Source organism: Enterobacter cloacae complex sp. IR53030 (assembly GCF_049238365.1).
In the GTDB taxonomy this organism is placed as follows: Bacteria; Pseudomonadota; Gammaproteobacteria; order Enterobacterales; family Enterobacteriaceae; genus Enterobacter; species Enterobacter kobei.
In genome coordinates, this window is sequence record NZ_JBMKHA010000001.1 from 349,041 (window position 1) to 373,288 (window position 24,248).

Sequence of the window (24,248 nt, forward strand, 5' to 3'; positions counted from 1 at the left end):
TACTCCTCCGAATGAAAGTCAGCAGAAAAAGCTGATAACGAATAATTTCGTTATATATAAAACTACATAGCGGTTTGTGCCGCCTCTCTTTTCTTTGTGAGCAACCAAAGTGAGTCTCTATGAAAATCAACGCGCCTGAAGAATTGCTGGCTGCCGAGGTCACTCGCCGTGGTTTGATGAAAACCACGGCAATAGGCGGCCTGGCTGTAGCCAGCAGCGCTTTCACGCTCCCTTTTACCCGACTGGCGTCAGCGGCGGATGCACTATCCCCGGCCTCAGTCCCGGAAAAAGTGGTGTGGAGTGCCTGTACGGTAAACTGCGGTAGCCGTTGCCCGCTGCGTATGCACGTAGTGGATGGCGAAATAAAATATGTCGAAACCGACAATACCGGGGACGATAACTACGAAGGGTTACACCAGGTTCGCGCCTGTCTGCGTGGCCGCTCCATGCGTCGTCGCGTCTATAATCCGGATCGTCTTAAGTACCCAATGAAGCGCGTGGGTAAACGTGGGGAAGGGAAGTTCGAGCGCATTAGCTGGGATGAAGCCTACGATATTATCGCCACCAATATGCAGCGGCTGATCAAAGAGTATGGCAACGAATCCATCTACCTGAACTACGGTACCGGAACGCTGGGCGGCACGCTAACCCGCTCCTGGCCACCGGGAAAAACGCTGGTGGCGCGTCTGATGAACTGCTGCGGCGGTTATCTTAACCACTATGGTGACTACTCCTCTGCACAAATCGCCGCAGGACTGAATTACACCTACGGTGGCTGGGCAGACGGCAACAGCCCGTCTGATATCGAAAACAGCAAGCTGGTCGTTCTGTTCGGGAACAATCCGGGTGAAACGCGTATGAGCGGCGGCGGGGTGACCTACTACCTCGAACAGGCGCGTGCTAAATCCAATGCCCGCATGATCATTATCGATCCACGCTATACCGACACCGGTGCAGGGCGCGAAGATGAGTGGATCCCAATCCGCCCAGGTACCGATGCCGCGCTGGTCTCCGCGCTGGCGTGGGTGATGATCACTGAAAATCTCGTCGATCAGCCGTTCCTGGATAAATACTGCGTCGGTTATGACGAGAAAACCCTGCCAGCCAGTGCCCCAGCTAATGGCCACTACAAGGCGTATATTCTCGGTCAGGGCAGCGACGGCGTGGCGAAAACGCCGGAGTGGGCGTCTACCATCACCGGTATTCCGGTCGAGCGTATTGTTCAACTGGCGCGTGAGATTGGCTCAGCCAAACCGGCCTATATCAGCCAGGGGTGGGGACCGCAGCGTCATGCGAACGGTGAAATTGCCACCCGCGCAATCTCCATGCTCTCCATTCTGACCGGCAACGTGGGGATTCATGGTGGTAACACTGGTGCGCGTGAAGGCTCATATGAAGTCCCGTTTGAACGTATGCCAACGCTGGACAACCCGGTGCAAACCAGCATTTCCATGTTTATGTGGACCGATGCGATTGAACGTGGCCCGGAAATGACCGCCTTGCGCGACGGCGTGCGCGGTAAGGACAAGCTGGACGTGCCGATCAAGATGATCTGGAACTACGCCGGTAACTGTCTTATCAACCAGCATTCGGAAATCAACCGCACTCATGAAATCCTGCAGGACGACAAGAAGTGCGAGATGATTGTGGTGATCGACTGCCACATGACCTCCTCGGCAAAATACGCCGACATTCTGCTGCCGGACTGCACCGCGTCTGAGCAGATGGACTTCGCGCTGGATGCCTCCTGCGGCAACATGTCTTACGTGATCTTCACCGATCAGGCGATCAAACCGCGCTTCGAGTGCAAAACCATCTATGAGATGACCTCCGAGCTGGCGAAGCGTCTGGGCGTTGAGCAGCAGTTTACCGAGGGACGTACTCAGGAAGGCTGGATGCGCCATCTGCATGAACTCTCCCGCAGAGCCATCCCAGACCTGCCGGATTTCGATACCTTTCGCAAGCAGGGCATGTACAAACAGCGCGATCCTGAAGGGCATCACGTTGCCTACAAAGCGTTCCGCGAAGATCCGCAGGCGAACCCGCTGACTACGCCGTCGGGCAAAATTGAAATCTACTCCGAAGAACTGGCAAAAATTGCGTCTACCTGGGAGCTGCCGGAGGGGGACGTTATCGATCCGCTGCCGATCTACACGCCAGGATTCGAAAACTATAACGATCCGCTCACGGCGAAATTCCCGCTGCAGTTGACCGGTTTCCACTATAAAGCGCGCGTTCACTCCACCTACGGTAACGTCGACGTACTGAAAGCCGCCTGCCGCCAGGAGATGTGGATCAACCCGATGGATGCGAAAGCGCGTGGTATTAACAATGGCGATCGCGTGCGCATCTTCAACGGCCGCGGTGAGGTGCACATTGAAGCCAAAGTCACGCCACGCATGATGCCAGGCGTCGTGGCGCTGGGAGAAGGGGCATGGTACAGCCCTGATGCCAACCGCATCGATCAGGCAGGCAGCATTAACGTACTGACCACGCAGCGTCCGTCGCCGCTGGCGAAAGGCAACCCGTCTCACACAAACCTTGTTCAGGTTGAAAAGGTTTAAGGAGTAACCGATGACAACCCAGTATGGATTTTTCATTGATTCCAGCCGTTGCACCGGGTGCAAAACCTGCGAGCTGGCCTGTAAAGATTACAAAGATCTCACCCCAGACGTGAGTTTCCGTCGCATCTACGAATACGCCGGAGGCGACTGGCAGGAAGATAACGGTGTCTGGCATCAGAACGTGTTTGCCTATTACCTGTCGATTGCCTGTAACCACTGCGAAGACCCTGCCTGTACGAAGGTCTGTCCGAGCGGGGCGATGCACAAGCGTGAAGACGGTTTCGTGGTCGTGGATGAAGATGTTTGTATCGGCTGCCGCTACTGCCATATGGCCTGCCCGTACGGCGCACCTCAGTACAATGCCGCCAAAGGGCATATGACCAAGTGCGACGGCTGCCACTCTCGCGTCGCGGATGGCAAAAAACCGATCTGCGTCGAGTCCTGTCCGCTGCGCGCGCTGGACTTTGGCCCTATTGAAGAACTGCGTCAAAAACATGGTCAGCTTGCTGCGGTAGCACCGCTGCCGTCCGCGCACTTCACGAAACCGAGTATTGTGATTAAACCTAACGCCAACAGCCGTCCTACAGGTGATACCACCGGCTACCTGGCAAACCCGAAGGAGGTGTGAGATGGGAAGTGGATGGCATGAATGGCCGCTGATGATCTTCACGGTCTTTGGTCAGTGCGTGGCGGGTGGCTTCATCGTGCTCGCGCTGGCACTGCTGAAAGGTCAACTCACTGCTGAACAGCAGCAGCGTTTAGTGTTGAGCATGTTTGGCCTGTGGGTGCTGATGGGGATTGGTTTTATCGCCTCTACGCTGCACCTGGGCTCACCGATGCGCGCGTTTAACTCGCTTAACCGCGTGGGGGCATCGTCCCTAAGTAACGAGATTGCCAGCGGGGCGATTTTCTTCGCCATCGGCGGGCTGGGCTGGTTGCTGGCAGCGCTTAAAAAATTGCCTGCAGGTCTGCGTAGCCTCTGGCTGATCGTGACCATGGTGCTGGGCGTGGTGTTTGTGTGGATGATGGTGCGTGTCTATAACACCATTGATACCGTCCCTACCTGGTACAGCGTCTGGACGCCAATGAGCTTCTTCCTGACGATGTTTATCGGCGGGCCGCTGCTCGGCTATCTGCTGTTGCGCGTGGCGGGGGTAGACGGCTGGGCCATGCGTTTGCTGCCAGCCGTATCGCTGCTGGCGCTGGTGGTGAGTGCAATCGTTGCTCTGATGCAGGGTGCTGAGCTGGCCACCATTCATAGCTCCATTCAGCAGGCCTCTGCGCTGGTGCCGGATTACGGTTCTCTGATGGCCTGGCGTATCGTGCTGCTGGTAGCGGCGTTGGTATTCTGGATCGCGCCTCAGCTAAAAGGCTACCAGCCTGCTCTGCCGTTGTTATCACTGGCCTTTGTGCTGGTGCTGGCAGGGGAGTTGATTGGTCGTGGCGTCTTTTATGGTCTGCATATGACGGTCGGTATGGCCATCGCCAGCTAATCTTATTTTTTGTTATAAAAAGCCGGGACATAGCGCCCGGCTTTTCTTTTTTCATTCATGAAATTTTTCGACTGTCGTTTTGTTTTAATTTCTACCATTAATAAATAAAAACAGAGACATAATTAATATCTATAGCAGGCACTGCATTAGCAGGATAAGTTTTTTAAATCGACAGGGAACATATCGTGCGAGCCGGCTAAATCAGTGGATTGACTTTGTTTTTGCCAGTGGCATGATGCGCACGAAATCTGAACTTCCTCACGGTTTTTAATCCATGACCACCTATACCCGGCCAGTGCTACTGTTGCTCTGTGGCCTGCTTCTGCTGACCCTGGCGATCGCAGTGTTGAATACGCTCGTCCCGCTGTGGCTCGCCCATGAAAACTTACCGACCTGGCAGGTGGGTATGGTTAGCTCGTCCTTTTTCACCGGGAACCTGCTGGGCACATTATTAACCGGTAGCCTGATTAAACGCTTTGGCTTTAATCGCAGCTATTATCTGGCTTCGCTGATTTTCGCCGCCGGGTGTGCCGGATTGGGTCTGATGGTCGGCTTCTGGAGCTGGATGGCGTGGCGCTTTATCGCCGGTGTCGGTTGCGCGATGATTTGGGTGGTTGTTGAAAGTGCGCTGATGTGCAGCGGCACGTCACGTAACCGCGGGCGCCTGCTGGCAGCCTATATGATGGTTTACTATGTGGGCACCGTGCTGGGACAACTGATGGTCAGCAAACTGCCAACGGACCTGATGAGCGTGCTGCCATGGGTAACCGGTATGGTGCTGGCGGCGATCCTGCCGCTGCTCTTTACGCGTATCGTTAACCAGAAAAGTGAGCATCAGGAAGCGACCCACATCTGGCCGATGCTGAGGCTGCGCCAGGCGCGTCTGGGAGTGAATGGCTGCATTATCTCGGGGATTGTTCTGGGCTCGCTCTATGGTCTTATGCCGCTCTACCTGAACCATCAGGGTGTCAGCGATGCCGGGATTGGTTTCTGGATGGCGGTCATGGTGAGCGCGGGGATTGTCGGCCAGTGGCCGATTGGCCGCCTGGCCGATCGCTTCGGTCGCCTGCTGGTGCTGCGCGTTCAGGTCTTTGTGGTGATCATGGGCTGTCTTGCTATGCTCAGCAACGCCGCGATGGCCCCAGCGCTGTTTATCCTTGGGGCAGCGGGGTTCACGCTTTATCCGGTCGCGATGGCGTGGGCCTGTGAGAAAGTTGAACATCACCAGCTGGTGGCGATGAACCAGGCGCTGTTATTAAGCTATACCATCGGCAGCCTGCTGGGACCAACATTTACCGCGATGCTGATGCAGAGTTATTCTGACAATTTGCTGTTTATCATGATCGCCAGCGTGTCGTTTATTTATCTCTTAATGCTGCTGCGCAAAGCAGGCGAGCATCCAACGCCTGTGGCGCACGCCTGATTAAATAAAAGCCTGTCAATGACAGGCTTTTTTGTCCCTGTCATATATAAGACTTTTACGTATTGTTTGTTTTCCCCGCCCGGCGATAATTCAAATGAGTTCTACCACTAAAAGGCAACAATCATGTCTAAACGTCGTTTTTCCACTACCGCACTTGCCGTAGTGTTGTCTTTAACGTTTGCAGCGGCTCCGGTCATGGCTAATCCAGGAAACGGGAATGGCGGTGGTCACGGCAACGGTGGCGGACAAGGTAATGGCGGCAATCATGGTAACGGGAACTCTGGTAACCATGGTAATAAGCAAAATAGCGGTCAGGATAACCCAGGGAAATCTGATAAGAGCTTTAAAAGCAGCAAAGATGTCGGCAATGATGTTGACGCGCGCGTGAGCTTCGATCATGCCCGTCACCTGGCACTGAATTACGGCTTAACGGGCTATGAGTCTCTGCCTCCGGGTATTGCGAAAAACCTGGCCCGCGGTAAACCGCTTCCTCCGGGTATTGCGAAGAAAACCGTGCCAGCCTCTATGCTCGGCCAGCTTCCATCCTACCCAGGTTATGAATGGCGCGTGGTGGGTGACGATCTGGTCTTAATTGCGCTGAGTACGGCGATTGTGACTTCCGTTATTAACGGCGTCTTTAAATAGAATTTAAAAAGGCCCGGTTCTCACCGGGCCTTTTCTTTAATACATGACCTTGTGGCCATACTGCTCAAGAATACCTTTCACGCGCTCCATCGTCTCTTTTTTCGGTGGCTTCACGCCATCAAGTTTGTACTCTTCACCCATCGCCACCCATTTATGTTTGCCGAGTTCGTGATAGGGCAGAAGCTCAATTTTCTCGACGTTGCCCATGTCGCGGGTAAATTCCCCCAGGCGGTGCGCAGAGTCGTCATCATCTGACCAGCCGGGAACAACAACATAGCGGATCCAGGTTTTGATGCCTTTGTCGGCAATGTATTTCGCAAATTCCAGCGTACGGTGGTTGGAAACGCCAACCAGATTCTGGTGGATCTCATCATTCATCTGTTTGAGATCGAGCATCACCAGATCGGTCACTTCGAGCAGTTCATCAATAACCGGATCGTAGCGGCGCACGAAGCCGTTGGTATCGAGACAGGTGTGAATGCCTTCCTTGCGGCAGGCGCGGAACCAGTCGCGGACAAATTCAGCCTGAAGAATGGCTTCGCCGCCGGATGCGGTCACGCCGCCGCCGGACGCGTTCATAAAGTGGCGATAGGTCACCACCTCTTTCATCAGATCTTCCACGGTGACTTCTTTCCCACCATGAGTGTCCCACGTGTCGCGGTTGTGGCAGTACAGGCAGCGCATCAGGCAGCCCTGGAAGAAGGTAATAAAGCGGATACCCGGGCCATCGACGGTGCCACAGGATTCAAAGGAGTGAATGCGACCAATAGTTGACATTGCGGTGAGATCTCCGAATTTGGCCCATCCGGGGGCCTATGTAGTTGCACAGCTCAAAGGCTATGTCGAGTCTGTTTTGGCTGTTATCCATTCAGTATAGATAGCGGACAAAAGAGACTGATGAAGCGAGGGTGTTAAAAAGGCCCCACTTGCGTGGAGCCTTTATTGTACGCCTTTTAACGCGTGATTTCAGTCAATTCCACTTACATGGACTGAGTGAAAGTACGGGTGATAACGTCCTGCTGCTGTTCTTTAGTCAGGGAGTTAAAACGTACTGCGTAGCCAGATACACGGATGGTCAGCTGAGGATATTTCTCAGGATGTTCCATCGCATCGAGCAGCATTTCACGGTTCATTACGTTCACGTTCAGGTGCTGACCACCTTCGATGGACGCTTCGTGGTGGAAGTAACCATCCATCAGACCCGCGAGGTTAGTTTTACGCACTTCGTCGTCTTTACCCAGCGCGTTTGGCACGATGGAGAAGGTATAAGAGATACCATCTTTCGCGTAGGCAAACGGCAGTTTAGCAACGGAGGTCAGAGAGGCTACCGCACCTTTCTGGTCACGACCGTGCATTGGGTTAGCACCTGGTCCGAATGGCGCGCCAGCACGACGACCGTCTGGGGTGTTACCGGTTTTCTTACCATACACAACGTTAGAAGTGATGGTCAGAACAGACTGAGTCGGGATAGCGTTACGGTAGGTAGTCAGTTTCTGAATTTTCTTCATGAAACGTTCTACCAGGTCAACCGCCATGTCATCAACGCGAGCGTCGTTGTTACCAAACTGCGGATACTCGCCTTCGATTTCGAAGTCTACAGCCAGGCCGTCTTCGTCACGAATTGGTTTAACTTTCGCGTATTTGATTGCAGACAGGGAGTCAGCAGCAACGGACAGACCTGCGATACCACACGCCATGGTGCGGATAACGTCACGGTCGTGCAGCGCCATCAGAGAGGCTTCGTAGCTGTACTTGTCGTGCATGTAGTGGATAACGTTCAGCGCAGTGACGTACTGTTTAGCCAGCCAGTCCATGAAGTGATCCATACGCTCCATCACTTCGTCGAAGTTCAGAACGTCGCCTTTGATTGGCTCAGACTTAGGACCCACCTGCATTTTCAGTTTTTCATCAACGCCGCCGTTGATGGCGTACAGCATGGTTTTCGCCAGGTTTGCACGCGCACCGAAGAACTGCATTTGTTTACCAACAACCATTGGGCTTACGCAGCAAGCGATAGCGTAATCGTCGTTGTTGAAGTCCGGACGCATCAGGTCATCGTTCTCGTACTGCAGAGAAGAGGTGTCGATGGACACTTTAGCGGCGAATTTCTTGAAGTTCAGAGGCAGTTTTTCAGACCACAGAACGGTGATGTTCGGCTCCGGAGAAGGACCCATGGTGTACAGGGTGTTCAGGAAGCGGAAGCTGTTTTTGGTGACCAGTGTACGGCCGTCAACGCCCATACCACCGATAGATTCGGTTGCCCAGATTGGGTCACCAGAGAACAGTTCATCGTATTCTGGGGTACGCAGGAAGCGAACCATACGCAGTTTCATGACCAGGTGGTCAATCATTTCCTGAGCGTCTTGCTCGGTGATTTTACCTGCTTTCAGGTCACGTTCGATGTACGCATCCAGGAAGGTGGATACGCGGCCGAAGGACATTGCTGCACCATTCTGAGACTTAACAGCGGCCAGGTAGCCGAAGTAGGTCCACTGGATAGCTTCCTGGGCGTTGGTTGCAGGACCAGAGATATCGCAGCCATATTTCGCTGCCATCTCTTTGATCTGACCCAGCGCACGGTGCTGTTCAGCAATTTCTTCACGCAGACGGATAGTCGCTTCCAGGTTTACGCCGTTTTCCAGGTCAGACTGCAGGGAAACAAACTGCGCGTATTTGTCTTTCATCAGGAAGTCGATACCGTACAGCGCAACGCGACGGTAGTCACCAATGATACGGCCACGGCCATACGCATCTGGCAGACCAGTCAGAACGCCAGATTTACGGCAGTTCAGAATGTCTTTGGTGTAAACATCGAATACACCCTGGTTGTGGGTTTTACGGTATTCGGTAAAGATTTTTTTCAGCATTGGGTCCAGCTCGCGGTTATACGCTTTGCAGGAACCTTCAACCATTTTGATACCACCGAACGGGATGATTGCGCGTTTCAGTGGTGCTTCAGTTTGCAGACCAACGATTTTCTCAAGGGCTTTGTTGATATAGCCAGCATCGTGAGAAGTGATGGTGGAAGCAACGGAGGTGTCAAAATCAACTGGCGCGTGAGTGCGGTTTTCCAGTTTAACGCCTTCCATTACGCTGTCCCACAGCTTGGTGGTCGCGTCAGTTGCGCCAGCCAGGAAGGATTCGTCACCTTCATACGGGGTATAGTTTTTCTGAATGAAGTCACGGACGTTGACTTCATTCTGCCAGTCACCTTTCGCAAAACCTTCCCAGGCTGTGGCTAACTTTTCATTAAGCTCGGACATGTAACACCTACCTTCTTAAGTGGATTTTTTATTTACTGCCTGAGATAACCATCAATGATGGTCGTCGCCACGCAGGTAAATGACCCAGTATGTCAACCCAACTAACAGACCCCCACCGATAATGTTCCCGATAGTGACGGGGATCAGGTTATCAGTAATGAAATTCATAATAGTCAGGTGAGAGAAACTTTCCGGGGATGAACCAATTGCGGTCCAGAACTCCGGGCTTGCAAAGTTGCGGATAACAATCCCCATCGGGATCATGAACATATTCGCAATACTGTGCTCAAAGCCGCTGGCAACAAACATCGCAACCGGCAGAACCATAATCATGGCTTTATCCATCAGGCTACGACCAGAATAGCTCATCCAGACCGCCAGGCAGACCATCAGGTTTGCAAGGATGCCGAGAGCAACGGCTTCGATAAATGTGTGGTGCATTTTGTGGTCGGCGGTTTGCAGGACGTTAAGCCCCCAGCCGCCGTTGGCGGTCATGTACTCGCCAGAAAGCCACATCAACAGAACAAAGAGCAGACAGCCAATCAGGTTGCCAACGTAGACGTTAAGCCAGTTGCGCGCCAGTTGACCCCAGGTAATTCTTCCGCTGGCTTTTGCCACGACAATCAGCACCGTTGAGGTGAAGAGGTCGGCACCGCAGATGACGCAAAGAATCAGACCCAGTGAGAAGCAAATGCCGCCAATCAGTTTGGCTATGCCGAAAGGCATGGCAGCAGTACCGGTAGTGGCAGTGATGTAGAAGACGAAAGCGATTGAGATGAACACACCAGCAGTAATCGCCAGATAGAACGTCTTCATCGGGTGTTTCGTTGCTTTATAGACACCCGCTTCTTCGGCAACTTTTGCCATCGCGGCGGGGAGTAAAAGATCAAAAGGGTTGTCAGCTTTCACACTAACTCTCTCTTTATTAAGTCGGCGACGAGATACTAACAAAGCATTATAGAAGAGAAATTGATATAGATCATATCTCGCCTGGCTTATAGGCCCGCAGTGTGTATAGTTTTACAGCAAATGCGGAGTAAGTAATTGATTATCCGTATAAAAATAAATTTTAAAAGTTATGAAAAGAGTTGAATTATTTCGTTCGGCCCCCTCCGAAACAGTTAATTAATATGGAGTATTTACCATAAAAAGTAACAATAAAGCCCGGGTAAAGATTATTATATTTACCCATGTTTAACTTTATTATTACAATCAGCAATCATTACCGAAAAAAATAAAAAACGGGGCAATGAAATTGCCCCGTAATATAGCCCAGACGATTGAATACGCCTACTGCTGCTAATGTTATATGCGCTTATTTTGACCAGTAAGCGGCTTTTGCTTTCTGCAGCTTTTCATAGGCCTTGAGCAGCGACTGGTGCGCCGGGAAGGCTTTCAGATCGCTGTCCACGGCCTGCAGACCGTAGAATGGCTCTTCACCGCTGAGCGCCGCGCTGGCGGCTTCAACCGCTTCAGCACCGTACATACGCACGAAAGCGTTCAGGTATTGCAGTGGCTCACGATCCTCTTCCTGCGAAAGCAGCAGCAGGGTTTGCAGGCAACGGTAATAGTTGGTGCGCTCGGCAGAGAAGACCGACTGGTTGAATTCCATCGTCCATTCCGTCCAGGCCAGGGCCTGATCCAGATCGCCGCCAGCCAGCGCCAGCATCGCTTTCAGCTCCCCGATACGCAGGGTATACCAGCCGTTGTCTTTACCCGTCGCCAGGCCCAGCAGTTCACGCACGCGAGTGAAATCATCGTGACCTTCTTCGTCCAGTTGGGCGATCAGGTTCAGATAATCCTCTTTTTCCCACTCGCTGCCTGGCAGAGCAAGCAGGGTTTCGCGCAGGTGCGCGCCCATGCTGTTGTTCGCCAGCCACAGATCTTCAGCAGGGTAGATGTCGGACATGCCCGGCACAATGATGCGGCATGCGTAAACGCCCAGGTGTTCGTAGTCGGCAATGTAGACTTCCTGATCTTCGGCGTTAAAGATGGCCATCAGCGTGGCGAACTCTTCTTCCGTGGTGCCGGCAAAGCTCCAGTCTACGAACGGATAGTCTGCGTCCTGCTTAAACATATCCCAGGAGATCAGGCCGCTGGAATCGATGAAGTGGGTTTCGAGGTTGGTATGCTCCGCCACTTCTTCATCGTCAAAGGTTGGCGGTGTGAAGACGTCGAGATCTTTCAGGCTACGGCCCTGCAGCAGTTCGGTGACGGTACGCTCCAGCGCCACGCCGAAGTCAGGGTGCGCGCCGAAGGAGGCGAAGCAGGTGCCGTTTTCTGGGTTAAACAGCACCACGCAGATCACCGGATATTTACCGCCCAGTGAGCCATCGTAGGCGAAGATTGGGAAACCTTCCGCTTCGAGTTTGGCGATGGACTCCACCACGCCCGGATAACGCGCCAGCACGTCGGCCGGAATTTCAGGCAGGCTGATAGATTCGGCAATAATGCGGTTTTTAATGTGACGCTCGAACACTTCTGACAAGCCCTGAACGCGCGCTTCGTTGCGGGTGTTACCGGCGGACATGCCGTTAGACACATACAGGTTGCCGACGATGTTCATCGGAATATACACGGTCTGCTCGTCAGACTGGCGGGTGAACGGCAGGGCGCAGATACCACGATCTTCGTTACCAGACTGCAGATCGATCAGCATGCTGGCGGTCAGTTCGTTTTCTGGATCGTAGAACGCACGCAGGCGGGCGTCGAGAATACCTTCCGGCAGTTCATCGTCTTCGGTCAGCGGGAACCATTTTTCGTTCGGATAGTGAACGAATGGGCCGTTAGCGATGGTTTCGCCCAACCAGAAGTCAGCGAAGAAATAGTTGGTGGACAGACGCTCAAAATACTCACCCAGCGCGGAGGCCAGTGCCGCTTTTTTAGTCGCGCCTTTCCCGTTGGTAAAGCACAGGGCACACTCTTTGTCGCGAATATGGACGGACCAGACATGGGGCACCGGATTGAGCCAGGAGGCTTCTTCGATGTTAAAACCCAGGTCGGTCAGTTTCTGCTGGAAGCGAGCGATGGAATCTTCCAGAGCGGCGTCTTTGCCGGGGATAAACGTTTGAGTCATGGCGTTCACTTTTATCGTACGTAAAGCGCGCAATGATACGGGTTTTGCGTGACGGGTGCTATCTTCGGCGAAAATAAAAGGCTGGGCTATGCTTAGTGGCAGTAACTGACTGTTAAGGCATAGAAAAATGAAAGCATTTGATCTCCAGCGGATGGCGTTTGACAAAGTTCCCCCCGAGTTTTTAGGCGAAGTGGCTTTGCGGAGCCTGTATACCTTCGTTCTTGTCTTTCTGTTTCTCAAGATTACGGGCCGTCGCGGTGTGCGGCAGATGTCGCTTTTTGAGGTGTTAATCATCCTCACGCTGGGGTCAGCGGCGGGGGATGTCGCCTTTTATGACGATGTGCCGATGGTGCCGGTCTTTATCGTCTTTGTCTCGCTGGCGCTGCTGTACCGCCTTGTGATGTGGCTGATGTCGAAGAGCGAAAAGCTGGAAGATCTGCTGGAAGGGAAGCCTGTTGTGATTGTCGAAGACGGACAGTTGGCCTGGGAAAATGTGCAAAGTGCCAATATGACCGAGTTCGAATTTTTTATGGAATTGCGTCTGAACAGCGTCGAACAACTCGGACAGGTGCGTCTGGCCATTATGGAAACGAACGGTCAAATCAGCGTGTATTACTATCATGATGACGAGGTGAAGCCGGGGTTATGCATCCTGCCGGATATGCTCATTGAGCGATACAAAACCGTCCCCGATACGGGCGAGTATGCCTGTATAAAATGCAGCCATGTGGTGGTTATGAAGGCAGGCGATCATCAATTATGCCCTCGCTGTACGAATCCAGAATGGACGAAGGTTAGCCGGGCTAAACGGATCACCTGACAGCCATTTTGTCGGTTTTGTCCTGGCGAGGCGGCAGATTGTTTTGTGTGATGTGAGCCACATTTCACGGGTCATAAGTTTTAGACATTGCGGCGCGTGTCACTGAATGATAAAACCGATATCCACAGTTATAACTTATGGCTTTTAGCGTGGTGAGGGGAAATGGCTCAAGTCTTTAATTTCAGTTCAGGTCCGGCGATGTTACCGGCAGACGTGCTTAAACAGGCTCAACAGGAACTTTGTGACTGGAACGGTCTCGGTACGTCGGTGATGGAAATCAGCCACCGTGGTAAAGAGTTTATTCAGGTGGCGGAAGAGGCAGAAAAGGATTTTCGCGATCTGCTGAATATTCCCTCGAACTACAAAGTATTGTTCTGTCACGGCGGCGGACGCGGCCAGTTTGCTGGCGTACCGCTGAATATCCTTGGCGATAAAACGACGGCTGACTACGTTGATGCGGGCTACTGGGCGGCAAGTGCCGTTAAAGAAGCGCACAAATACTGCACGCCGAACGTTATCGACGCCAAAGTGACCGTTGACGGTCTGCGCGCCGTGAAGCCCATGAGCGAATGGCAGCTTTCTGATAACGCAGCCTATCTCCACTACTGCCCGAACGAAACTATCGACGGGATTGCCATCGACGAGACGCCAAACTTCGCCAGCGATGTTGTGGTTGCCGCCGACTTCTCCTCCACCATTCTTTCTGCCCCGATTGATGTCAGCCGCTACGGCGTTATCTATGCAGGCGCACAGAAAAATATCGGTCCTGCGGGCCTGACAATCGTCATTGTACGTGAAGATCTGCTGGGTAAAGCGCATAAGTCTTGCCCGTCGATTCTCGACTACACCGTGCTGAACGATAACGACTCCATGTTCAACACGCCACCGACGTTTGCCTGGTACCTCTCGGGCCTGGTCTTCAAATGGCTGAAGCAAAACGGCGGTGTGGCGCAGATGGACAAGGTCAATCAGCAGAAAGCTGAACTGCTGTACGGCGTGATCGACAAAAGCGATTTCTACCGTAACGATGTGGCGAAAGCTAACCGCTCCCGCATGAACGTGCCGTTCCAGCTGGCAGACAGCAACCTGGACAACGTGTTCCTGAAAGAGTCCTTCGCGGCAGGTCTGCATGCGCTGAAAGGCCACCGTGTGGTGGGGGGGATGCGCGCCTCTATTTATAACGCGATGCCGCTGGAAGGGGTTAAAGCTCTGACCGATTTCATGATCGACTTCGAACGTCGCCACGGTTAATCGCGCTGTTTCCACCCCCGTAGCCCTGCTGCGGGGTTTTTATTATGTTGAGTTGAGAGTTAAGTTTCATGGAATCCCTGACGTTACAACCTATCGCGCGGGTAGATGGCACCATCAATCTGCCTGGTTCAAAAAGTGTCTCGAACCGCGCTCTGCTGCTGGCAGCTCTGGCAAACGGCACCACCGTCCTTACAAACCTGCTGGACAGCGATGACGTACGCCACATGCTCAATGCGCTGAAAGCGTTGGGTGTTCATTACACTCTCTCTGACGATCGTACCCGCTGTGAAATGACCGGCAACGGCGGCGCGCTGCGTTCGGGTGAAGAGCTCGAGCTATTTCTGGGCAACGCGGGTACCGCGATGCGTCCATTGGCGGCGGCGCTGTGTCTGGGCAGCAATAACATCGTGCTGACCGGCGAGCCGCGCATGAAAGAGCGTCCGATCGGCCATCTGGTCGATGCCCTGCATCAGGGTGGCGCGCAGATTGAGTATCTTGAGCAGGAAAATTATCCGCCACTGCGTCTGCGCGGGGGCTTTAGCGGCGGTGACGTCGAGGTGGACGGTAGCGTTTCCAGCCAGTTCCTGACGGCCCTGCTGATGACCGCGCCGCTGGCACCGCAGGATACGGTTATCACGATTAAAGGTGAGCTGGTCTCCAGACCGTACATTGATATCACACTGCACCTGATGAAAACCTTCGGCGTTGAGGTGGAAAACCAGTCTTATCAGCGTTTTGTGGTGCGTGGGGCGCAGCAGTATCAGTCTCCGGGCAATTACCTGGTTGAAGGCGATGCGTCATCGGCCTCTTACTTCCTGGCTGCGGGCGCGATCAAAGGCGGCACCGTGAAGGTGACCGGTATTGGCCGCAACAGCGTGCAGGGCGACATCCGTTTTGCCGACGTGCTGGAGAAAATGGGCGCCACTGTCACCTGGGGCGATGACTTCATCTCCTGTACCCGCGGCGAGCTGAATGCCATTGATATGGACATGAACCACATTCCGGATGCGGCGATGACCATTGCCACGGCTGCGCTGTTTGCCAAAGGCACCACCACGCTGCGTAACATCTACAACTGGCGCGTGAAAGAGACTGACCGTCTGTACGCGATGGCGACCGAGCTGCGTAAAGTGGGCGCTGAGGTGGAAGAGGGCGAAGACTACATTCGCGTCACCCCTCCGGCAAAACTGCAGTTCGCAGAAATTGGCACCTACAACGATCACCGTATGGCGATGTGCTTCTCGCTGGTGGCGCTGTCCGACACGCCTGTGACCATTCTTGACCCGAAATGTACGGCGAAAACCTTCCCGGACTACTTCGAGCAGCTGGCGCGCATCAGTACGCTGGCCTGATAGCGTTATGCCGCATCCTTCGATGCGGCATTTCCTTACGCTTCCTGACGAACACTTCCGCTCATTTCTTCTACACTCTGCTTCAATCATTCCGTAATTTGCACGCAAAGGTAACAGTTGCGCACGTTGGCGCGTATAATGCGCGGCGTTTATGTTAACGGTATGCCTTATTTAAGGAGAAAAAGATGACGGCAGTTGCCCCGGTAATCACCATTGATGGGCCGAGTGGCGCAGGGAAAGGTACCCTGTGCAAAGCGATGGCGGAAGCATTGCAATGGCATCTTTTAGATTCGGGCGCAATCTATCGCGTGCTGGCGCTGGCTGCGCTGCATCATCATGTCGATGTCGCCTCTGAAGAAGCGCTGGTACCGCTGGCTGCGCACCTGGATGTCCGTTTTGTGTCTACCGATGGCAACCTGGAAGTGATCCTTGAAGGGGAAGACGTGAGCGGTGAAATCCGTACGCAGGAAGTGGCGAATGCGGCCTCCCAGGTTGCGGCCTTCCCGCGTGTGCGCGAGGCGCTGTTACGTCGCCAGCGTGCGTTCCGCGAAGCCCCGGGGTTGATCGCCGACGGACGCGATATGGGCACCGTGGTATTCCCTGATGCGCCTGTAAAAATTTTCCTTGACGCCTCTTCAGAAGAACGTGCTCAACGCCGCATGCTTCAGTTGCAGGAGAAGGGGTTTAGTGTTAACTTTGATCGCCTTTTATCCGAGATAAAAGAGCGCGATGATCGCGATCGTAACCGCGCTGTCGCGCCACTTGTTCCTGCAGAAGATGCATTAGTTCTGGATTCAACCAGTTTAACTATTGAGCAAGTGATTGAAAAAGCGCTACAATATGCGCGCCAAAAACTGGCACTCGCGTAAACGCGACCGATTTAGCAGTACCCCCGCTGCAATGGATTGACGGCGGGTATGTGAAACAACCCCATCCGGCACGGAGCCAGGTGGACGTTAATATTAACCTGAAGATTAAACATGACTGAATCTTTTGCTCAACTGTTTGAAGAATCCTTAAAAGAAATCGAAACCCGTCCGGGTTCCATCGTTCGTGGTGTTGTTGTTGCTATCGACAAAGACGTAGTACTGGTTGACGCCGGTCTGAAATCTGAGTCCGCCATCCCGGCAGAGCAGTTCAAAAACGCCCAGGGCGAGCTGGAAATCCAGGTTGGTGACGAAGTTGACGTTGCGCTGGACGCAGTAGAAGACGGCTTCGGTGAAACCCTGCTTTCTCGTGAGAAAGCTAAACGTCACGAAGCATGGATCACCCTGGAAAAAGCTTACGAAGAAGCTGAAACTGTGGTCGGTGTTATCAACGGCAAAGTTAAAGGTGGCTTCACTGTTGAGCTGAATGGTATTCGTGCGTTCCTGCCAGGTTCTCTGGTAGACGTTCGTCCAGTCCGTGACACCCTGCACCTGGAAGGCAAAGAGCTTGAGTTCAAAGTCATCAAGCTGGACCAGAAGCGTAACAACGTTGTTGTATCCCGTCGTGCCGTTATCGAATCCGAAAACAGCGCAGAACGCGATCAGCTGCTGGAAAACCTGCAGGAAGGCATGGAAGTCAAAGGTATCGTTAAGAACCTCACTGACTACGGCGCATTCGTTGACCTGGGCGGCGTTGATGGCCTGCTGCACATCACCGACATGGCGTGGAAACGCGTTAAGCACCCAAGCGAAATCGTGAACGTGGGCGACGAAATCACTGTTAAAGTGCTGAAGTTCGACCGCGAGCGTACTCGTGTATCCCTCGGCCTGAAACAGCTGGGCGAAGATCCATGGGTAGCTATCGCTAAGCGTTACCCAGAAGGTACTAAACTGACTGGTCGCGTAACCAACCTGACCGACTACGGCTGCTTCGTTGAAATCGAAGAAGGCGTTGAAGGCCTGGTGCACGTTTCCGAAATGGACTGGACCAACAAAAACATCCACCCATCCAAAGTTGTTAACGTTGGTGATGTAGTGGAAGTGATGGTTCTGGATATCGACGAAGAACGTCGTCGTATCTCCCTGGGCCTGAAACAGTGCAAAAACAACCCATGGCAGCAGTTCGCGGAAACCCACAACAAGGGCGACCGTGTTGAAGGTAAAATCAAGTCTATCACTGACTTCGGTATCTTCATCGGCCTGGACGGCGGCATCGATGGCCTGGTTCACCTGTCTGACATCTCCTGGAACGTTGCAGGCGAAGAAGCAGTTCGTGAATACAAAAAAGGCGACGAAATCGCTGCAGTTGTTCTGCAGGTTGACGCAGAGCGTGAGCGTATCTCTCTGGGCGTTAAACAGCTCGCAGAAGATCCGTTCAACAACTGGGTTGCACTGAACAAGAAAGGCGCAATCGTAAACGGTAAAGTAACTGCAGTTGACGCTAAAGGCGCAACCGTAGAGCTGGCTGACGGCGTTGAAGGTTACCTGCGCGCTTCTGAAGCTTCCCGTGACCGCGTTGAAGATGCCACTCTGGTTCTGAACGTAGGCGACGACGTTGAAGCTAAGTTCACCGGTGTTGACCGTAAGAACCGTGCAATCAGCCTGTCTGTTCGTGCTAAAGACGAAGCTGATGAGAAAGATGCAATCGCAACTGTTAACAAACAGGAAGATGCAAACTTCTCTAACAACGCAATGGCTGAAGCTTTCAAAGCAGCTAAAGGCGAGTAATATCAGGTTCTCAGCATCATTTGAGCTGTAACGCATTTACAGCGTGAAGGATGAAGAGCAAACTTGACAGATTACAGGATCCGTCCTGTAATCAATAACAAAGGGTGGCTACGGCCGCCCTTGTTTAATGAGCTGTTCAGCTAATTGGTTTGAAAGGAACCGGAGGAATCATGACCAAGTCAGAATTGATTGAAAGACTTGCCAGTCAGCAACCGCATATCCCTGCCAAGGCAGTGGAAGATGCCGTAAAAGAGATGCTGGAGCATATGGCCTCCACTCTTGCCCAGGGCGAGCGCATTGAAATCCGCGGTTTCGGTAGTTTTTCTCTGCACTATCGTGCTCCACGCACCGGGCGTAACCCGAAAACGGGTGATAAAGTCGAGCTGGAAGGTAAGTACGTTCCACACTTTAAACCGGGTAAAGAACTGCGCGATCGCGCCAATATTTACGGCAACTGAGTTTAGCCAGCCGGTTAAACTGGGTTCGAAAGAAAGCACCTGCGGGTGCTTTTTTTGTTCCTGTCGTTTTCTTCTGGAAGGCACCCCGCATTTCCCGCTGCGTTTTCTGCAACCTGTTAAAAACCTTGCTGCGCTTGCTGTAAATCCTTTTCTTCACAACTGACGAGCCGCATCACCCACGAGCATACTGCCCCCTGAAACAGGGAGGTAGCAATGGGAATTCCCGCTTTATGTATCTGCGCCATTCTGGCGATAGCCCCGTTACTCTGGTTACCTGAACTGCCATCACGCTATACCGTCTGGATAATGCTGGCGGGCGGGGTGGTGCTGGGCACATGCCAAAACGTGCGCCTGAAGTATGTGGGGACCGCGCTGTTATTTTGCGCGTGGGGCCTTCTGGCCGCGCAGGAGAGCGTCTGGCCGATGCAGCATTTAACCACGAGAGCCGTGCAGGCCGAGGTAGAGATCACCGCCACTGATGGTGCAACTCAGCATCAGGGAAAGATTCGTACCGTAAACGGCCGGCGTTGGTGGGCGTCCACTGGCGTAACGCTGTATGGCAATTATTTGCCACAGAGAGCATGTGCTGGCCAGCGTTGGGCGATGATGCTCAGGCTAAGACCTGCACACGGCGAGCTGAACGACGGAGGCTATGATCCCCAACGCAGCGCCATTGCCCGACACCAAACGCTGAGCGGGCGCTTCACCCATGCGGAACTTGTTGATGGACACTGCAGCCTGCGATCGCAATACCTGATGTCGCTGCAAAACCGACTTTCTGATTATCGCTGGGGAGCGGTTATCCTCGGGCTGGGGATGGGAGAGCGTCTGGATGTCCCCCGAGAAATAAAAGACCTGATGCGTGAAACCGGCACACTGCATCTGATGGCGATTTCGGGCCTGCATATCACGCTGGCGGCATCCCTCGTCTGGTTACTCGCGCGTGCGATCCAGTTTATATTCCCCAGCCACCGGGTCCACTGGCAAATGCCACTCCTGGCCGGGTTGTTCTTCGCCGCTTTCTACGCCTGGCTTACCGGTCTGCAACCTCCTGCACTACGAACGGTCATCGCACTTGCCGTGCTGGCGGCGCTGCGAATCGGTTCCCGCCAATGGTCGCCGTGGCAGGTATGGTGTTGCTGTGTCGCGGCGATCCTGATAAGCGATCCCTTAGCCATACTTTCTGAGAGTCTGCTCCTGTCCGCATTTGCCGTCGCGGCGCTGATTTTCTGGTTTCAGTGGCTGCCTCTTCCTCGCTGGCAGTGGGCCCGACGCATACGGCCACTACTTAATCTGATCTATCTGCAGGTCGGCATGCTGGTGTTGCTCATGCCGTTACAGGTGCTGATTTTCCACGGCTTCAGTATCTCCTCTCTGGTCGCCAATCTCTTTGCCGTGCCGATAGTGACGTTTGTCAGCGTACCGCTGATTTTACTCGGTATGTTGCTCCATCTGTTACCGCTGGGGGGAATGGAAAGTGCCATCTGGTTTGCAGCCGATAAGTCCCTTGCCGGGCTGTTCTGGCTACTGATGCGCTTGCCAGACGGCTGGCAGAGTGTGGATCAGCGCTGGCAGTACATGACGCTACTGCCCTGGCTTATCATCATCGGCTGGCGTTTGCGAGCCTGGAAAACCGTTCCCGCCGTGTGTCTGGCTGGGAGCCTGTTGCTGGCATTTCCCCTCTGGCGAACGGCTAAAAGTGATGCCTGGACGCTACATATGCTGGATGTGGGGCAGGGGCTGGCCATGGTCATCGAACGGCAGGGAAAAGCGATTCTCTATGATACCGGGCTCGCCTGGCCAGGGGGAGATAGCGCACAGCGGTTAATTATCCCCTGGCTGCGCTGGCACCATCTGCGGCCAGATGGCGTGATTCTCAGCCATGAACATCTTGACCATGCAGGAGGTCTCGCATCGCTGCAAAAAGCATGGCCGGAGATGTGGGTAAGAAGTCCATTACGTCTGGCGGGGCATCGGCCCTGCTTTCGTGGGCAGAGCTGGAGATGGCAGGGATTAACCTTCACCGTCCACTGGCCCCTGGAAAATGACCCGGCTCGGGGAAACAACCGCTCCTGCGTGGTGAAAGTGGACGATGGTGAGCAGAGTATTCTGCTGACGGGAGACATTGAAGCGCCAGCAGAACAGGCTATGCTTAGCCATTACTGGCAACATCTGACGTCGACGTTAATCCAGGTTCCCCATCATGGCAGCAATACCTCATCGTCATTGGCGCTGGTACAACGGGTGGAGGGAAACATTGCGCTGGATTCAGCAGCCCGCTATAACGCCTGGCGGTTTCCGTCGGCGAATGTGGTCCGACGTTATCGAAAAGAGGGGTATATCTGGCAAGATACCCCCCATTCCGGGCAAATATCGGTGACATTCTCGCAACATCGCTGGCAAATCCGGCGATTGCGGGATCAATTTTTACCACGTTGGTATCATCAGTGGTTTGGCGCGCCCGTAGATAACGGGTAGAATATGCGGCTATTTCAACAAATGCTGGTTTTTTGAATGCATAACGACAAAGATCTCTCCACGTGGCAAACCTTCCGCCGACTCTGGCCGATGATTGCACCTTTTAAAGCAGGCTTGATCGTGGCGGGTGTAGCGTTAATCCTCAACGCAGCCAGCGATACTTTTATGTTATCGCTCCTTAAACCGTTACTGGACGACGGTTTTGGTAAAACGGATCGCTCAGTGTTGCTATGGATGCCGCTGGTGGTTATCGGGCTGATGATCTTACGTGGTATCACCAGCTATATCTCCAGCTACTGCATCTCCTGGGTATCCGGGAAAGTGGTTATGACCATGCGCCGTCGTCTGTTCAGCCACATGATGGGCATGCCGGTCTCATTCTTTGACAAGCAATCTACGGGGACACTGCTGTCCCGTATTACGTACGATTCAGAGCAGGTTGCGTCCTCCTCCTCAAGCGCGTTGATTACCGTCGTGCGTGAAGGGGCGTCGATCATCGGCCTGTTTATCATGATGTTCTATTACAGCTGGCAGCTGTCGCTCATCCTGATCGTTCTGGCTCCGGTTGTCTCCATTGCCATCCGCGTTGTGTCCAAGCGTTTCCGCAATATCAGTAAAAATATGCAGAATACGATGGGGCAGGTAACAACCAGCGCCGAACAGATGCTGAAAGGACACAAAGAGGTGTTAATTTTCGGTGGCCAGGACGTCGAAACCAAACGCTTTGATAAAGTCAGCAACAAAATGCGTCTGCAGGGGATGAAAATGGTCTCGGCCTCTTCCATCTCTGACCCGATCATTCAGCTGATTGCCTCACTGGCGCTGGCGTTTGTCCTTTATGCGGCAAGCTTCCCAAGCGTGATGGAGACGCTGACGGCGGGTACCATCACCGTGGTCTTCTCCTCGATGATCGCCCTGATGCGTCCCCTGAAATCTCTGACTAACGTGAATGCCCAGTTCCAGCGCGGGATGGCGGCTTGTCAGACATTGTTCAGCATTCTGGATTCCGAGCAGGAAAAAGACGAAGGTACACGCGAGATTGAGCGCGCCCGTGGCGATGTTGAATTCCACAACGTGACCTTCACCTATCCGGGCCGCGATACGCCCGCTCTGCGCAATATCAACCTGACGATTCCGGCGGGTAAAACGGTGGCGCTGGTAGGCCGTTCTGGCTCCGGTAAATCCACCATTGCCAGCCTCATCACCCGTTTCTACGATATCAACGAAGGTGAAATTCTCCTGGACGGTCACGACCTGCGGGAGTACACCCTGCAGTCGCTGCGTAACCAGGTTGCGCTGGTTTCTCAGAACGTGCATCTGTTTAACGATACGGTCGCCAACAACATCGCTTATGCGCGCACTGACGAGTACAGCCGCGAGCAGATCGAGAATGCCGCACGCATGGCCTATGCGATGGACTTTATCAACAAGATGGATAACGGTCTGGATACCATCATTGGTGAAAATGGCGTGCTCCTGTCCGGTGGTCAGCGTCAGCGTATTGCGATTGCGCGCGCGCTGCTGCGTGACAGCCCAATCCTGATTCTGGATGAAGCGACGTCCGCACTGGATACCGAATCTGAACGCGCTATTCAGTCGGCGCTGGACGAACTGCAAAAGAACCGTACCTCACTGGTGATTGCACACCGTCTGTCGACTATCGAGCAGGCGGATGAGATCGTGGTAGTTGAGGATGGCGTCATTGTTGAACGCGGAAGCCACGCAGCTTTGCTGGAACACCGCGGCGTATACGCCCAGCTTCATAAGATGCAGTTCGGCGAATGATTGCACGCATCTGGTCCGGTGAATCCCCGCTGTGGCTGCTGCTTTTGCCGCTCTCCTGGCTTTACGGCCTGGTGAGCGGCATCATTCGTCTGCTTTACCGTCTGGGGATCAAGCGGGCCTGGCGTGCGCCAGTGCCGGTTGTGGTTGTGGGCAATCTTACGGCGGGCGGCAACGGTAAAACGCCGGTGGTGATCTGGCTCGTGGAACAGCTGCAAAAACGCGGTATCCGCCCGGGTGTGGTCTCGCGTGGGTATGGCGGTAAAGCGGCGCAGTACCCACTGCTGCTGGCAGAGAAAACCACCACTGCCGAAGCGGGTGATGAACCGGTATTGATTTTCCAGCGTACTGGCGCGCCGGTGGCAGTCTCCCCGGTTCGCAGCGACGCCGTGCAGGCGCTGCTTGCCGAACACGCGGTACAAATTATCATCACTGACGATGGTCTGCAGCATTACGCGCTGGCGCGTGATAAAGAGATTGTGGTCATCGACGGGGTTCGCCGTTTCGGTAACGGATGGTGGCTGCCAGCCGGCCCTATGCGTGAACGCGCTTCACGTCTGAAGTCCGTTGATGCGGTGATTGTAAACGGTGGTGAGGCAAAAGCGGGTGAAATCCCTATGCACCTGTTGCCGGGACTGGCGGTAAACCTGGTGACAGGTGAACGCCGGGCGGTTGCTGAGCTGCCTTCGCTGGTGGCAATGGCAGGGATTGGTCATCCTCCGCGCTTCTTCGCAACGCTTGAGCAGTGTGGTGCCAGGCTTGAAAAACGCATTCCACTGGCTGACCATCAGGCGCTGGTGGCAGAGCAGGTTGATGCGCTCACGGCGTCGGGACAGACGCTCATTATGACCGAAAAAGATGCGGTGAAATGCCGTGCCTTTGCGAAAGAAAACTGGTGGTATCTGCCGGTTGACGCTGAACTCAGCGGCGAGCAGCCGGAACACTTGCTCAAGGAACTGATTGCGTTAGTGCAGTGAGGGCTTACGCGG

Annotated in this window: 18 protein-coding genes; 14 read left to right on the top strand and 4 right to left on the bottom strand. The window is 53.8% G+C overall.

Annotation, left to right across the window (positions count from 1 at the left end; all coding sequences use genetic code 11):
- Positions 1-119: 119 nt before the first annotated feature.
- The 5 genes from dmsA to ACOTXR_RS01710 all read left to right on the top strand — a co-directional run bounded on the left by dmsA (position 120) and on the right by ACOTXR_RS01710 (position 6,125).
- On the top strand, positions 120-2,564 hold the full coding sequence (gene dmsA, locus ACOTXR_RS01690) for a dimethylsulfoxide reductase subunit A (RefSeq protein ID WP_058691168.1): 2,445 nt from the start codon (positions 120-122) through the stop codon (positions 2,562-2,564).
- 10 nt (positions 2,565-2,574) lie between these two features.
- A complete protein-coding gene (locus ACOTXR_RS01695; protein WP_014883208.1) occupies positions 2,575-3,192 on the top strand; it encodes a DMSO/selenate family reductase complex B subunit in 618 nt (205 codons plus the stop codon).
- A gap of 1 nt (position 3,193) precedes the next feature.
- Positions 3,194-4,057 carry a dimethyl sulfoxide reductase anchor subunit family protein gene (locus ACOTXR_RS01700; RefSeq protein WP_014883209.1) on the top strand — a complete coding sequence of 288 codons (864 nt, stop codon included), beginning with the start codon at positions 3,194-3,196 and terminating at the stop codon, positions 4,055-4,057.
- 274 nt (positions 4,058-4,331) lie between these two features.
- Complete coding sequence (locus ACOTXR_RS01705; RefSeq protein ID WP_014883210.1) at positions 4,332-5,480, top strand: MFS transporter; 1,149 nt, start codon at positions 4,332-4,334, stop codon at positions 5,478-5,480.
- A 123-nt stretch (positions 5,481-5,603) separates the two neighbouring features.
- Positions 5,604-6,125 carry an anti-virulence regulator CigR family protein gene (locus ACOTXR_RS01710; protein WP_023332541.1) on the top strand — a complete coding sequence of 174 codons (522 nt, stop codon included), beginning with the start codon at positions 5,604-5,606 and terminating at the stop codon, positions 6,123-6,125.
- 36 nt (positions 6,126-6,161) lie between these two features.
- On the opposite strand, the gene pflA is transcribed toward ACOTXR_RS01710, so the two are convergent.
- The 4 genes from pflA to ycaO all read right to left on the bottom strand — a co-directional run bounded on the left by pflA (position 6,162) and on the right by ycaO (position 12,464).
- Positions 6,162-6,902, bottom strand: a complete 741-nt coding sequence (gene pflA / locus ACOTXR_RS01715) for a pyruvate formate lyase 1-activating protein (RefSeq protein ID WP_014883212.1) — start codon at positions 6,900-6,902, stop codon at positions 6,162-6,164.
- A 203-nt stretch (positions 6,903-7,105) separates the two neighbouring features.
- The gene (pflB, locus tag ACOTXR_RS01720; protein ID WP_058691167.1) at positions 7,106-9,388 is read right to left on the bottom strand and encodes a formate C-acetyltransferase; all 2,283 of its coding nucleotides are present in this window, start codon (positions 9,386-9,388) and stop codon (positions 7,106-7,108) included.
- Positions 9,389-9,439: 51 nt separating this feature from the next.
- Positions 9,440-10,297, bottom strand: a complete 858-nt coding sequence (gene focA / locus ACOTXR_RS01725; protein ID WP_014883214.1) for a formate transporter FocA — start codon at positions 10,295-10,297, stop codon at positions 9,440-9,442.
- Between the two features lie 406 nt (positions 10,298-10,703).
- Positions 10,704-12,464 carry a 30S ribosomal protein S12 methylthiotransferase accessory factor YcaO gene (ycaO, locus tag ACOTXR_RS01730; RefSeq protein WP_014883215.1) on the bottom strand — a complete coding sequence of 587 codons (1,761 nt, stop codon included), beginning with the start codon at positions 12,462-12,464 and terminating at the stop codon, positions 10,704-10,706.
- A 127-nt stretch (positions 12,465-12,591) separates the two neighbouring features.
- Between ycaO and ACOTXR_RS01735 the strand changes: the two genes are divergently transcribed.
- From ACOTXR_RS01735 to lpxK, 9 genes are all read left to right on the top strand, one after another.
- Complete coding sequence (locus ACOTXR_RS01735) at positions 12,592-13,284, top strand: DUF421 domain-containing protein (RefSeq protein WP_023332544.1); 693 nt, start codon at positions 12,592-12,594, stop codon at positions 13,282-13,284.
- A gap of 162 nt (positions 13,285-13,446) precedes the next feature.
- Positions 13,447-14,535 (top strand): 3-phosphoserine/phosphohydroxythreonine transaminase, encoded by a 1,089-nt coding sequence (gene serC / locus ACOTXR_RS01740; RefSeq protein ID WP_023332545.1) that lies wholly within the window; start codon positions 13,447-13,449, stop codon positions 14,533-14,535.
- Positions 14,536-14,603: 68 nt separating this feature from the next.
- A complete protein-coding gene (aroA, locus tag ACOTXR_RS01745; protein ID WP_058691166.1) occupies positions 14,604-15,887 on the top strand; it encodes a 3-phosphoshikimate 1-carboxyvinyltransferase in 1,284 nt (427 codons plus the stop codon).
- A gap of 185 nt (positions 15,888-16,072) precedes the next feature.
- On the top strand, positions 16,073-16,756 hold the full coding sequence (gene cmk, locus ACOTXR_RS01750; protein ID WP_013097305.1) for a (d)CMP kinase: 684 nt from the start codon (positions 16,073-16,075) through the stop codon (positions 16,754-16,756).
- A 111-nt stretch (positions 16,757-16,867) separates the two neighbouring features.
- The gene (gene rpsA, locus ACOTXR_RS01755) at positions 16,868-18,541 is read left to right on the top strand and encodes a 30S ribosomal protein S1 (RefSeq protein ID WP_008499966.1); all 1,674 of its coding nucleotides are present in this window, start codon (positions 16,868-16,870) and stop codon (positions 18,539-18,541) included.
- A gap of 170 nt (positions 18,542-18,711) precedes the next feature.
- Entirely contained in the window at positions 18,712-18,999 is a 288-nt protein-coding gene (gene ihfB / locus ACOTXR_RS01760; RefSeq protein WP_008499965.1) for an integration host factor subunit beta, read from the top strand.
- Between the two features lie 213 nt (positions 19,000-19,212).
- Positions 19,213-21,477: a ComEC family protein gene (locus ACOTXR_RS01765; protein ID WP_058691165.1), complete on the top strand. Its 2,265-nt coding sequence runs from the start codon at positions 19,213-19,215 to the stop codon at positions 21,475-21,477.
- A 36-nt stretch (positions 21,478-21,513) separates the two neighbouring features.
- Positions 21,514-23,262: a lipid A ABC transporter ATP-binding protein/permease MsbA gene (msbA, locus tag ACOTXR_RS01770; protein WP_014883220.1), complete on the top strand. Its 1,749-nt coding sequence runs from the start codon at positions 21,514-21,516 to the stop codon at positions 23,260-23,262.
- Entirely contained in the window at positions 23,259-24,236 is a 978-nt protein-coding gene (gene lpxK / locus ACOTXR_RS01775) for a tetraacyldisaccharide 4'-kinase (protein ID WP_047027819.1), read from the top strand. The genes msbA and lpxK overlap by 4 nt, the downstream gene beginning before the upstream one ends.
- Positions 24,237-24,248 lie beyond the last annotated feature (12 nt).